General features: G+C 68.9%; 10 protein-coding genes. All 10 read right to left on the reverse strand.

Features of this window, described 5'->3' with window-relative positions; all coding sequences use genetic code 11:
* The gene (flhF, locus tag FHT32_RS01850) at positions 1-2,550 is read right to left on the reverse strand and encodes a flagellar biosynthesis protein FlhF (RefSeq protein WP_176662954.1); all 2,550 of its coding nucleotides are present in this window, start codon (positions 2,548-2,550) and stop codon (positions 1-3) included.
* Positions 2,547-4,649: a flagellar biosynthesis protein FlhA gene (flhA, locus tag FHT32_RS01855; RefSeq protein WP_176662955.1), complete on the reverse strand. Its 2,103-nt coding sequence runs from the start codon at positions 4,647-4,649 to the stop codon at positions 2,547-2,549. The genes flhF and flhA overlap by 4 nt, the downstream gene beginning before the upstream one ends.
* Entirely contained in the window at positions 4,646-5,803 is a 1,158-nt protein-coding gene (gene flhB, locus FHT32_RS01860) for a flagellar biosynthesis protein FlhB (protein ID WP_176662956.1), read from the reverse strand. Before flhB ends, flhA begins: the two co-directional genes overlap by 4 nt.
* Before the next feature lie 132 nt (positions 5,804-5,935).
* Complete coding sequence (gene cheZ, locus FHT32_RS01865; RefSeq protein WP_176662957.1) at positions 5,936-6,577, reverse strand: protein phosphatase CheZ; 642 nt, start codon at positions 6,575-6,577, stop codon at positions 5,936-5,938.
* A gap of 165 nt (positions 6,578-6,742) precedes the next feature.
* Positions 6,743-7,138 (reverse strand): chemotaxis response regulator CheY, encoded by a 396-nt coding sequence (cheY, locus tag FHT32_RS01870; protein ID WP_164546721.1) that lies wholly within the window; start codon positions 7,136-7,138, stop codon positions 6,743-6,745.
* 40 nt (positions 7,139-7,178) lie between these two features.
* Positions 7,179-8,264: a chemotaxis response regulator protein-glutamate methylesterase gene (locus FHT32_RS01875; protein ID WP_176662958.1), complete on the reverse strand. Its 1,086-nt coding sequence runs from the start codon at positions 8,262-8,264 to the stop codon at positions 7,179-7,181.
* Positions 8,261-8,905, reverse strand: coding sequence for a chemoreceptor glutamine deamidase CheD (gene cheD, locus FHT32_RS01880; RefSeq protein ID WP_176662959.1), 645 nt, complete (start codon positions 8,903-8,905; stop codon positions 8,261-8,263). The genes FHT32_RS01875 and cheD overlap by 4 nt, the downstream gene beginning before the upstream one ends.
* Complete coding sequence (locus tag FHT32_RS01885) at positions 8,902-9,771, reverse strand: CheR family methyltransferase (protein WP_218088049.1); 870 nt, start codon at positions 9,769-9,771, stop codon at positions 8,902-8,904. Before FHT32_RS01885 ends, cheD begins: the two co-directional genes overlap by 4 nt.
* A 66-nt stretch (positions 9,772-9,837) precedes the next feature.
* Positions 9,838-11,133, reverse strand: coding sequence for an EAL and HDOD domain-containing protein (locus tag FHT32_RS01890; RefSeq protein WP_176662960.1), 1,296 nt, complete (start codon positions 11,131-11,133; stop codon positions 9,838-9,840).
* 28 nt (positions 11,134-11,161) lie between these two features.
* Positions 11,162-13,252: a chemotaxis protein CheA gene (gene cheA, locus FHT32_RS01895; RefSeq protein WP_176662961.1), complete on the reverse strand. Its 2,091-nt coding sequence runs from the start codon at positions 13,250-13,252 to the stop codon at positions 11,162-11,164.

Genomic DNA, 13,252 nt, shown 5'->3' on the forward strand with positions numbered 1-13,252 from the left:
TCAATCCTGCTTCTCCAGCTTCTGCGGCTGCGCCGACTCGCGCGGCGCCTGCACGGGCGCCGTCGATTCGGTGCCCAGCGCATCGAGCAGCAGGAAGAGCTTGCCCACGCCCGCATACAGCGCGCTGCCGCTCATGGCGCGGCCATTGCGCGCCGGACGGCCCATCAGCTGGCCCAGCAGCGCGCGCGCACGGTCGGCCCATTCGCCCTCGGCCTGCAGCAGCCGCCACACGGTGGTGCTCATCTGGCCGGCGATCAGAAGCCGCTTCATGATGTCCGGATCGCCCAGCTCGCCGATGCCGCCCACGAGCTGCACGCCGTCGCGCAGCAGGCGGAAGCAGGGCTCGGCGTCCACCGCCCAGCCCAGCCACTGCGCGAGCTGGCGCGCGGAAACCTCGGGGCCGATGTTCGAAAGCGCGTGCACCTGCGCCAGCACGTTGCCGGTGCGCGCATCCACCACGCGCGTGGCAACGCAGCGCAGCGCGGGCATCTCGTCGCGGGCGATGCCCGCGGCCATGGCCGCTGCGTTGAAGCGCAGCACCACGTCGGCCTGCGACTCGGCGAGCAGCGCCGCCTTGCCGCGGAAGCGCACGGGACGCGCTTCGCCGAAATCGAAGTCCATGCGCGCCAGCGTGTCGGGCGCGCCGGTGCGCATGTCAATCACTGCGGTGGAGCCCGGCGCGCGCGCCAGCCAGCGCTGGCCCGCAGCCTGCCAGTGCACCATGGCCTCGATGCCGGGCAGCCGCGTCAGCAGATGGACCATCGGGCGATGGCCGAAGTCCTGCTGGCGCAGCCAGGGCACCTGGCGTGCGCCAGGCTTGCGTGCGGCGTCCTTGGCGCCGCGCGTGGCCGCCGTCGAGAGCCACTGGTTGGGCGCCGCCAGCGGCAGGCCCGTGCGGTCCGACAGCAGCAGGCTGCCGTGGCATTCGTAGGCGTCCCCGCCCTCGTTCGACCGAAGCCCGACCTGCCCGCACAGCGCGAGCACATGGGTTTCGCAGGCGGCGGCCACTTCGCCGCGCGCGTGCACCAGCAGGTCCTGCAGCACGGCCTTCTGGCCCGCCTGCTCGTCGGTGGCCTGGCGCCACAGCGAACGCGCGCGCTCGAAGCCGATCTGCGCGCCGGCCAGCGCGCTCGCGGTGGTGGCGAGCTCCTGCGCGTCGTGCGCCATGGCGCGGATCAGGTTCTGGTACTTCAGGCGCAGCAGGTCGGTCTCGCCCTGCGCCTTCTGCACCGCCTGCTGCGAAGCGGCGCCAGAAGCGGCGTCTTCCTGCAGGTCGCCCTCGGCGGGCACGAACAGCGGGCTGTGCTGGCGCGGCTGGAACACGCTGTCCACCAGCTGCGCGCGGTCGGCCTGCATCAGGTTCTCGGGCACTTTCTGGCCGCTGGAGATGTAGTGCACCGGCAGGCGGTGGCGGATCACGGTGTCGATCAGCGCGCCCGGGTGCGTGGCCTCGTCCACCTTGGTGAAGATGCAGCCGGCCAGTTCGTTGCCGTGGCGGTAGGCGTGCACCACCTCGTTGAGCGTGTCGCCGTGGCTGGTGGCGTTGAGCAGCAGAAGCCGCTTCACCGGCCGCGGGCTCTGGCCCAGCATGGCGATCTGCTCGGGCACGGCACGGTCGCGCTGGCTCATGCCGACGGTGTCGATCAGCACCATGTGCTTCTCGCGCAGGTCCTGCAGCACCAGGTGCAGGTCGGCGGCGTCCTTCACCGCGTACACCGGCACGTTGAGGATCTGGCCGTAGATGCGCAGCTGCTCGTAGGCGCCGATGCGGTAGCTGTCGGTGGTCACCAGCGCGAGCTTGTCGGCACCGAAGCGCATCACGCAGCGCGCGGCCAGCTTGGCGGTGGTGGTGGTCTTGCCCACGCCGGTCGGGCCCATCAGCGCATAGACGCCGCCCGCGGCGAACAGCGCGTCCTCGTCCTCATGCACGGGCACGGCGCGGATCAGCTCCGAGCGCACGTAGGCCATGCCCTCGGCGTAGGTGCGGCCGGTGGGCAGCTTCTCGAGCATGGCCTTGGAAAGCCGTGCGCTGAAGCCAGCGCCCAGCAGCGTGCGCAGCAGGCGGCCGCGCACCGGGTCGCGACGCTGCCTGTCGTTCCACACCACGCTGGCGAGCTGCTCCTCGATCATGCCGCGCATGGAGTGCAGCTCTTCGAGCACGGTGTCGGCCGGCGCGGCGGCGGGAGCATGGACCTGCACGGGTGCCTGTGCAGGCAGCGGCGCCGGCATCGAGGCGACCGGCGCCGGGGCCGCCACAGGAACTGGAACCGTCGGCAAGGGAGCGGGCGCCACGCGGGCAGCCGGCGCCGCAACGGGCATCGAAGGCGCAGCGGCTGCCACGGGCTTCGCAGCCGCGCTGCCCTGCAGCACGCCCTGCACTTCGCCCTCGACCATGGCGACGATCTCCACGCCCTCGGCGGTCGCGCGATGCGTGAGCACGATGGCGTCGGCGCCCAGCGCCTCCCTCACCAGTCGCAGGGCTTCGCGGCTGGTGGCCGCTACGAATTTGCGCGCGGTGGTGCGCACGTCTGTCTGTTGGGGGGAATTCAACCTCGTCCTCCGATGGCGGTGGTGACCTTGATGGTTCGGGAATCAGGAATCTCTGCGTGCGACAGCACCTTGAGCTGCGGCAGGCTGCGCCGCAGGAAGCGCGACAGCAGCACCCGCAGCGAGTGCTGCACGACCAGCACGGGCGCGAGGCCCATCTGCTCCTGGCGGGTGATGGCGGCCTGTGCCTGGCGCAGCAGGTTGTCGGCGATGCCGGGCTCGATGCCGCTGCTGTTGCCCAGGGCCTGCTGCAGCACGCCGTCGAGCGAGCCGTCCAGGCCGATGACCTGCATCTCCGTGTCGCCCGGGAACAGCTGCTGCGTGATCGCGCGGCCCAGCGCCAGGCGCGTGAGCGTGGTGAGCTCGGTCGGGTCCTTGACGGTCGGCGCGTACTCGGCCATCACGTCGAGGATGGTGCGCATGTCGCGGATCGGCACTTCCTCGTCGAGCAGGTTCTGCAGCACCTTGTGCAGCGTGCTGAGCGACAGCACCTTGGGCACCAGGTCTTCCGTTAGCTTGGGCGCGGTCTTGGCGATCTGGTCGAGCAGCTGCTGCACTTCCTGGCGGCCCAGCAGCTCGGCGGCATGCGTCTGTATCAGGTGGTTCAGGTGCGTGGCCATCACCGTGCAGGCATCGACCACCGTGTAGCCGTACACCTGCGCCTGCTGGCGCAGGCTCGCGTCGATCCAGGTCGCTGCGAGGCCGAAGGCCGGGTCGCGCGTGGGCGTGCCGGGCAGCGAGCCCGTCACCTGGCCGGGGTTGATGGCCATCCACTGGTTGGGGAAGGCTTCGCCGCGCCCGATCTCCACGTCCTTCAGGGTGATGACGTAGGTGTTGGGCTTGATCTCCAGGTTGTCGCGGATGTGCACCACCGGCACCAGGAAGCCGACCTCCTGCGCGATCTTCTTGCGGATGCTCTTGATGCGGCCCAGCAGTTCGCCCTGCTGCGACTGGTCCACCAGCGGAATGAGCCGGTAGCCGACCTGCATGCCCAGCGGATCGACCATGGCTACGTCGTCCCACGTGGCCTCGGCCGTCTCGGCGGAAGACGCGGCGATGTTCGCGGCCTGAGCGGCTGCAGCTTCCTGCGCGGCCTGCTGCTTCGGCTTGCGCTGCAGCAGCCCGCGGCCCAGCCACACCAGGCCGCCCGCGATCAGCAGGAAGGCCAGGTTCGGCATGCCGGGGATCATGCCCAGCAGGCCGACGATGCCGGCCGTGAGAAACAGCACCTGCGGGTTGGAGAAGAGCTGGCCCGTGAGCTGGCTGCCGACGTCCTCGTCGGTGGTCACGCGCGAGACGATCACGCCGGCGGCGGTGGAGATCACCAGCGCCGGGATCTGCGCCACCAGGCCGTCGCCGATGGCCAGCAGCGTGTAGGTCTTGCCCGCGGTAGAAAAGTCCAGCCCGTGCTGCACCATGCCCACCACCAGCCCGCCGATGATGTTGATCACCATGATGAGCAGGCCCGCAATGGCGTCGCCGCGCACAAACTTGCTGGCGCCGTCCATCGAGCCGTAGAAGTCGGCTTCCTGCGCCACCTCGGTGCGGCGCTTGCGGGCCACGTCCTCGCCGATCAGGCCGGCGTTGAGGTCGGCGTCGATGGCCATCTGCTTGCCCGGCATCGCGTCGAGCATGAAGCGCGCGCCCACCTCGGCGATGCGGCCCGCGCCCTTGGTGATCACCATGAAGTTGATGAGCACCAGGATGATGAACACCATCACGCCCACGGCGAAGTTGCCGCCCACCAGGAAGTGCCCGAAGGCCTCGATCACCTTGCCCGCCGCGTCGGGACCGGTGTGGCCGTTCATCAGCACCACGCGCGTGGAGGCCACGTTCAGCGACAGGCGCAGCAGCGTGGAGAACAGCAGCACGGCCGGGAAGGCAGCGAAGTCCAGCGCCTTCATCGTGTACATGCTCACCAGCAGCACCATCACCGACATCGCGATGTTGAAGGTGAACAGCAGGTCGAGCAGGAACGGCGGCAGCGGCAGCACCATCATGCTCAGGATGAGGATGATGAGGACCGGCCCGGCCAGCCCCTTGAGCTGCGAGCCCGGGAAGAAGCGCGCGGGCAGGCGCATCAGGTTTGTCATCGCGTTCATGCGGCTTGCTCTGCCGCTTCGGCGGCGTTGTATTGAAGGTCTGCGGGAACCGGAAGATCGGTGGGCGTGCGCGGCGCTTCGCCGCCTTCGGCCTTCCAGCGCCGAAGCTGGTAGACCCAGGCCAGCACCTCGGCCACGGCGGTGTAGAGGCCGGCGGGAATCTCGTCGCCCAGCTTCGTGTGCCTGTAGAGGGAGCGCGCAAGCGGCGGCGCCTCGAGGATCGCCACCTTGTTCTCTTTCGCCAGCTCGCGGATGCGCGCGGCCACGAGCTCGGTGCCCTTGGCCACCACGCGCGGCGCGCGCATGCCGCCTTCCTGGTACTTGAGCGCAACGGCGAAGTGCGTGGGGTTGGTCAGCACGATGTCGGCCTTGGGCACCTCGGACATCATCCGGCGGCGCGCCATCTGCTGCTGCTGGCGGCGGATCGCGGCCTTGATGTGCGGGTCGCCCTCGCTCTCCTTGTGCTCCTGGCGCACGTCCTCGCGCGACATGCGCAGCTTGCGGTAGTAGCTCCAGAGCTGGAAGGGCACGTCGATCAGCGCCACCAGGAAGAGCGTGGCGGCGATCAGCGCGCAATGCTTGGCCACCAGCACCATCGCGTGCGGCAGCGCGTATTGCGCGGGCTGGGCCATCAGCGCCATCAGCGCCTCGATGTCGCGCGACACCACCCACCACGCCACGCCGCCGATGAGCGCCGACTTGGCCAGCGCCTTCACCAGTTCCGCCAGCGCCTGCGCGGAGAACATGCGGCCGATGCCGGCCAGCGGATTGAGCTTGCCGAAATTCGGTGCGGCCGACTTGGTGGAGAACAGCCAGCCGCCGAGCAGCATCGGCGCGAGCACCGCCGCGACGACCATCATCGCGAACAGCGGACCGACGGCCGTCATCGCCTGCAGCGACATCAGCCCGGTCTGGGCCAGCATGTGGGAGGGATCGAAGGCGCTCGCGCGGTCGAACTGGAGGCCGCGGCGCAGCGCGCCGCTCATGCTCGTGCCCAGGGACTGCGCCGTGAACCACAGGCCGGTGCATGCCGTGCCCAGCATGACGAAGGTGGTGAGCTCGCGCGAACGGGCTACGTTGCCTTCCTCGCGCGCCTTTTCCAGGCGCCGCTCGGAGGCGGGTTCCGTTTTCTCGAGATCGCTTTCCTCAGCCATTCATGCTCCGAACCGGCACTGGCGCAATGCGCCTTGCCCATGGCCAAATTATTGGATTCGGCCCCTCGGAACAATCTGCCGATCAGGGGCCTGATACCCCTGCAGTTCGGACAATAGAAGCGACCTCCGGAATCAGAAGCCGAGGCTCTCCAGCAGGTCGTCGACCTGCGCCTGGTCGGTCACGGCATCGGGGTTGCCGGGCTTGATCTGCGGGCCGTTCTGCAGGCTCTGCACGGCCTCGTGGCGCTTCTCGGGCGCCGAGTTGTCGATCAGCACCTGCAGCAGCTGCGTCTCGACGTCGTTGACCACTTCCATCATCTTCTTGATGACCTGGCCCGTCAGGTCCTGGAAGTCCTGTGCCATCAGGATCTCCATGAGCTGCGTGTTGATCGCGCTCGCGCGCTCGGGCACGCCGTCGAGGTAGCCGCGCGTGTCGAGCACCAGCTCGCGCGCATGGTCGAGCTCGATGGGGTTCTTGAACCATTCGTCCCAGCGCTTGCTCAGGCCCTTGGCATCGGTGGCCAGCGCTTCCTGCAGCGGCTGCGCCACGTCGATGGCGTTGAGCGCGCGGTGCGCCGCGCGTTCGGTGGTCTCGGCCACGTAGCTCAGGCGGTCGCGTGCATCCGGAATGGCCTGCGCGGCCCTGGCCACCTGCTTGTCGAGGCCCAGCTCGCGCAGGCCGTCGCGCAGCTGGCGCGTGAGCTGGCCGATGCGGCCCAGCAGTTCCTCGGTGGTGTTGGCGGGTTCCGCGGTTGCAGATGTGTTTTGGCTCATGACAACACTCCACCGCGGGCCGAGGAATAGCAGCAGACAAGAGAAGAACTACGGCTCCTTCGCGAAACACCGCGGAACCGGCTTTGCCGGGCCGCAGGTGTTGCCCCCTGCAAGGGGGTTGGCGAAGCGACACGAAGTGCGCGAAGACTGGGGGTGTTCTTCATTTCACGCAGCCTCCTTGGCCAGCTTCTCGAAGATCTTGGTGATCTTTTCTTCAAGCGTCGCGGCGGTGAAGGGCTTCACCACGTAGCCGTTGGCGCCGGCCTGTGCCGCGGCAACGATGTTCTCCTTCTTCGCCTCGGCCGTGACCATCAGCACCGGCAGCTTCTTGAGCTCGGGGTCGGCGCGGATGGTCTGCAGCATGGTCAGGCCGTCCATGTTGGGCATGTTCCAGTCCGACACCACGAAGCCGAAGTTGCCGCCGCGCAGCTTCTCGATGCCGGCGGCGCCGTCCTCGGCCTCGTCGACGTTGTGGAACTCGAGTTCCTTCAGCAGGTTGCGCACGATGCGGCGCATGGTCGGGAAGTCGTCCACAACCAGGATTTTGATGCTCTTGTCCATCACGATATTTCCAGCTCCAACAAGTCGTTTTCTGTTTCTCTCAAACTCGGTTCGCGCGTTCGCCGAACGTGCGAAGGTGTGCGAGCACGCGGCGGCTCACTTCGCCCAGGGGCGACACGTCGTCCACCGCACCCAGCGCGATGGCCTCGCGCGGCATGCCGAAGACCACGCAGCTCGCCTCGTCCTGCGCCAGCGTGTGCGCGCCGGCGCGCCGCATGCGCAGCAGGCCCTCGGCGCCGTCCTTGCCCATGCCGGTCAGGATGATCCCGATGGCGTTCTTGCCCGCGTGCTTGGCGGCCGAATCGAACAGCACGTCGATGGACGGCCGGTGGCGGTTCACCGGCGGCTCCTGGTCGAGGTTCGCCACGTAGTTCGCGCCGCTGCGCGCGAGCGACAGGTGGAAGCCGCCGGGCGCGATGTAGGCATAGCCCGGCAGCACGCGCTCGCCGTGCTCGGCCTCCTTCACGTTGATGCGGCACAGGCCGTCCAGGCGCTGTGCGAACGAGCGCGTGAAGCCCGCGGGCATGTGCTGCGCGATCATCACCGCGGGCGAATCGGGCGGCAGCGGCTGCAGCACTTCGCGGATGGCCTCGGTGCCGCCGGTGGAGGCGCCGATGATGATGAGCTTCTCGGTACTCAGCAGCGGGCTGCGCAGCAGCGATTCCTGCGGCGCGTCGCCGCCGGGGCGCGCGGCCGCGGCGGGCCGCGCGGGCAGCAGGCGCGCGCTGGCGGCCGTGCGGATCTTGCCGGCGATCAGCTCGGTGTAGTTGAGCAGCCCGTCGCGCACGCCCAGGCGCGGCTTGGTCACGAAGTCGATGGCGCCCAGCTCGAGCGCGCGCAGCGCGATCTCCGAGCCGCGCTCGGTCAGCGACGACACCATGACCACCGGCATGGGCCGCAGCCGCATGAGCTTCTCGAGGAACTCCAGCCCGTCCATGCGCGGCATTTCCACGTCGAGCGTGAGCACGTCGGGGTTGGTCACCTTGATGAGGTCGCGCGCCACCAGCGGGTCGGCCGCCGTGCCCACCACCGTCATGTCGGGCTGGCTGTTGATGATCTCCGTCATCACGCTGCGGATGAGCGCCGAGTCGTCGACGCACAGCACCTTGATTTTCTTGACGCTCACTGGATTCCTTTGTTGTCGGCCGCGGGCGCCGCACGCAGGCCTGACAGCCTGCGCAGCAGCTCGCCCTCCTCGCGCTGCACCTGCCGCACTTCTGTCTGCGCACGCAGCTTGCGCACGATGGCCTTGCCCGTCGCCGGCACGAAGCACACGCGGCGCGCGTGCGGCCCGCGCAAGTCCTGCGCGGCGACCTCGATGCGCTCGTTGTTCAGGTAGCGCAGCACGAAGTCGGCATTGCGGTCGCCGATGTTCAGCGTGGTCATGTTGGCCAGCACCGCGCCGCCGCCGAACACCTTGGCCTTGATCCGGTCACGGCGCGCGCCCGCGCGCACCAGCTCGCGGATGAGCACGTCCATGGCGTAGGCGCCATAGCGCATCGATTCGACGGCGTCGCGCGTGCCGGCTCCGGCGCCCTGTTCGCCCTCGTCGGGCAGCATGAAGTGGTTCATGCCGGCCACGCCGGCCTCGCGGTCGTGCAGGCATGCGGCCACGCAGGAGCCCAGCACCGTGCTGAGTGCGGTGTTGCTCGAAGTCACGTAGTACTCGGATGGCAGCAGCTTCACGGCCATCATGCCGACGTCGCGGTCGAAGTAGTGATGGCTGGCCACCGAGCCCGGTGCGGCCGCGCTGGAGGCCGCGTTCATGAGGAAGCACCCGCGGCGCGTGTCCGCGCCAGCTCGTACACGGTCTGCCCCAGCGGGCGGAAAGCCTGGTTGACGAGCGACGCGTTCTCCGAATGCCCCGCGAACAGCAGGCCGTCGGGCTTGAGAAGCGGCGCGAAGCGGTCGAGCACCTTCTTCTGCGTCGGCTTGTCGAAATAGATCATCACGTTGCGGCAGAAGATCGCGTCCACCGGCTCCTTCACCGGCCAGGTGCTGTCGAGCAGGTTGAGCCGCGAGAACTTCACCAGCGCCGCGACCTCGGGGCGCACGCGCACCTTGCCCGCGTTCGCGCCGGTGCCCTTGTTGAAGAAGCGCCGCAGCCGCTCGGGCGCGAGCCGGCGCACCTGCTCGGCGGTGAACACGCCGGTGGCGGCCTTGGCGAGCACGGCGGTGTCGATGTCGGTGGCGATCACGCGCGAGGCGGCGGCCTTGTCGCCCAGGGCCTCCATCAGCGTGATGGCGATCGAATAGGGCTCCTCGCCCGTCGATGCCGCCGCACACCACACGGTGACCGGCTGCTTCGCCTTGCGCACGTGGTCGGCCAGCGTCGGGAAGTGGTGCGCTTCGCGGAAGAACGACGTGAGGTTGGTGGTCAGCGAGTTGATGAACAGCTGCCACTCGTCGCCATCCTGGCGCTGCTCGAGCCAGTCGAGGTACGAGGCGAAGTCGGGCAGCTGCAGCTCCCGCAGCCGCCGCGAGAGCCGGCTGTACACCATCTGCCGCTTCTGCTCGCCCAGGGCGATGCCCGCGCGGCGGTGGATCAGTGTCCGTATGCGCGAGAAGTCGTTGTCGGTGAAATGGAACTCGGTCGTCACGGCCAGCCTGGAAGCTTGGCTTTCAATGTACATAGCGCCCACCGTTTCCAATGGACCGATCAGACGCGCGAATGCCCCGCACTTCAGGCCTCCTTCGCGTCATGGTCCACCCGCGGCCGGACTCGCGTCCTGCGCCCACACCAGCGCCGCCAGCTGCGCCGCGTTGACCTGCTCCGGGCTCAGGAACAGCGCCTCCGACAGGCGCGCGGCCTGCCCGTCGTCGCACTCGCAGCTCTCGGCCAGCGCCACGAAGGGGCCGTACAGGCCACCGCGCGAAAGAATGGCCTGCTGCACCGCCTCGGTGAGCTGCACCTTGCGCAGCACGCCCTCCATGGAAACGCCGAGCAGCTGGTCGAGCAGCGAGAACATGCCGGCCACGAACAGGTTGTCGGCCTCCCCGGCCGGCAGCATGCCCTGCCCGATCAGCTCGACGAAGCGCCCGCGCAGGATGGCCTTCTTCATCATGTAGGGCGACCCTGCCTTGTTGCTGGTGGCCAGCAGCAGCGAGAGCCAGCGGTACAGCGGCGAATAGCCGAGCATGGCCACGGCATGGCGCAGCGAATGGATCTCCACCGCCATGCCCACCGCGGGCGAGTTGATGTAGCGCAGCAGGCGGTAGGTGAGCGCGGCGTCGTGTTTGAGCGCGGCCTCGATGACGCGCAGGTCTTCGTTGCGCTGGAGCATCTGCATCAGCTGCACGATCAGCAGCGATTCGGGCTGCAGCGCGTCCTCGGTCTCGAGCACCGGCGGATTGCGGAAGGCACCGTCGACGAACACGCTCACGCGGCGGCCGGCGCAGGCGTCGAAGCCGGCCCAGTCATCCACGCGCGAGACGACGGGCTCCACCGGCGGATGGCCGAGCTGGGCGTCCTGCCGCAGCCGCATCACGGTGTTGACGTCGTGCGCGCCCACCTCGAAGTGGGTGACGATGGAGCGCAGCTCCGGGTCTTCGGGCAGGGCGGAGGCACCGCACAGCATGAAGCCGAAGCCCTGCTCGCGCAGGAACAGCACGATGGAGCGCAGGTCGGCGTCGAGCATCTCTTCCGCGCCCATGCACAGCACCACCTGCTGCGGCGGCAGCGACTGCAGCTCGCTCTGGAAAAGCGCATCGACCGTGACGTCGACGAACAGCAGCTGCGAGCCCAGCAGCCAGCCATCGCCGCCCGGGTTGAGATGCATGGCCAGCGTGTCCATGAGCGCCTTCACGCCCGCGGCGCCGGAAGCCTCCGGGCCGCCCGTGGCGCGCCACCCCATGCGATAGCCGATGACGCGCCGCTGCGCGTCGAGCAGCATGGCGTAGGTCACGTGGCCGCCGGAGCCTGCCTCTGCCTGCGCGGGCGAGCCGGCGCCGGAGGCCGCGTCTTCGGAGGTGCGGCGGAAGAAATCGAAGCGCATTCAGCTGTCTCCACCCGGTCGTGTGTCGTCAGATCGCAATGGAGTCGGTCCTCCGGGCGGCGCCCGCGAGCGCGGCCGTGCTCGCGGCCTGCGCGCGCTGGATCCGCGGCATGGCGCCCACGTCGATGATGAATGCGACGCTGCCGTCGCCGAGGATGGTCGCGGCGGAGATGCCGGGCACCTTGCGGTAGTTGGTCTCCAGGTTCTTCACCACCACCTGGTGCTGGCCGAGCAGCTCGTCCACCAGCAGCGCGAAGCGGCTGTCGTCGGCCTGCACGATCACCAGGATGCCCTGCGTGGGATGCGTCTGCGCACCCGCCACGTCGAACACGCGGTGCAGCTCGATGAGCGGCAGGTATTCGCCGCGCACGCGGATCACGTGGCCGTCGGCGGTGATGGAATGCAGGTGCTCGGGCAGCGGCTGCAGCGACTCTATGACGTAGCTCAGCGGCAGGATGTAGGCCTCGCTGCCCACCTTCACCGACATGCCGTTGAGGATGGCCAGCGTCAGCGGCAGCACGATGCGGGTGGTGGTGCCCTGCCCGCCGCGCGAGTGGATCTCCACGTGGCCGCCCATCTCCTGGATGTTGCGCTTGACCACGTCCATGCCCACGCCGCGGCCCGAGATGTCGGTGACCTGCTCGGCCGTGGAGAAGCCCGGCGCGAAGATCAGCTGCCACACCTCCTCGTCGGGCATCGATTCGCTCACCGGCAGGCCCTGCTGCATGGCCTTGGCCAGGATGCGCTCGCGGTTGAGGCCCGCGCCGTCGTCGCTCACCTCGATCACGATGTTGCCGCCGTGGTGCTGCGCCGACAGCAGCAGCTGGCCGGTGGCGTCCTTGCCCTTGGCCAGGCGCACGTCGGGCGTCTCGATGCCGTGGTCGAGGCTGTTGCGCACCAGGTGCGTGAGCGGATCGACGATGCGCTCGATCAGGCCCTTGTCGAGTTCGGTTTCCTTGCCGTAGGTGTCCAGGCGCACCTGCTTGCCCAGCTTGGCGCTCACGTCGCGAATGACGCGCGGGAAGCGGCTGAACACGTAGTCCATCGGCATCATGCGGATGGACATGACCGATTCCTGCAGGTCGCGCGCGTTGCGCTCCAGGTGGCCCAGGCCGCTGAGGAAGCGCTCGTAGGCCACCGGGTCGAGCATGGTCGCGGCCTGCGTGAGCATCGACTGCGTGATGACGAGCTCGCCCACGAGGTTGATGAGCTGGTCGACCTTCTCCACGTCGACGCGGATGGAGCTGGACTCCTTCGCACCTGCCGGCGACGCCGCCGGCGAGGCGGCGGGCACCGCGGCCGGCGCAGCCTGTGCGACCTGTGCGGCCTGCGGTTTTGCGGCTTCCACCGGCGCCGCCACGGGTGCTGGCGCGGGCGCTTCCACTGCCGCGGCGGCTTGCGCGACGGCTTCGCGCGTGATGTCGATCTGCGACTCGTCGATGACGAAGCAGCACACCGCGACGATGTCGTCCGGCGAGCAGGTCGTCTCGAGCAGCACGGTCAGCTGGTCGTTGCTGCGCGTGCGCGACAGCACCTTGCCGAGGTTGGCGAGCTCGCCGGCGAGCAGGTCGCATTCGCTGTCGGACAGGCGCGCGAAGCGGATGCGCAAGGCACCGCCTTCGCCGCCGCCGGCATCAGCGGCAGCGGGCTCGGGAGCGGCCGCCGGCGCGGGTGCAGGAACGGGGGCCGGGGCCGGTGCAGGCGCTGCCGCCTGCACGGCCGCGCTGCCGTCGCCGCTTTCGAGCGCGAGTTGCTGGAGCACGCCACAGATGTGGGCGACCATGTCCGCGTCCGGCTCCTTGCCGGCCTGGTAGGCAGTGAGTTGTTCTTGCAAGGCGTCCTTCGTTTCCAGGAATGCATCGATCATCCGGCCGGTCAGGCGCAGCTGCCCGTGGCGGGCGCGGTCCAACAGCGACTCGAGAACATGCGTGGTGTTGGTCAGGGCGGTGAAGCCGAAAGTCGCGGCGCCGCCCTTGATGGAATGCGCCGCGCGGAATATGGCGTTGAGCTGTTCGCTGTCGGGCGCGTCGACGTCGAGTTCCAGCAGGAGCTGCTCCATCTCCGCGAGCAGTTCGATGGCTTCGACGAAGAAGGCTTGGGTGAATTGGCTGAGGTCCAT

Source organism: Variovorax sp. SG517 (assembly GCF_013376045.1).
Taxonomy (GTDB): Bacteria; Pseudomonadota; Gammaproteobacteria; order Burkholderiales; family Burkholderiaceae_C; genus Variovorax.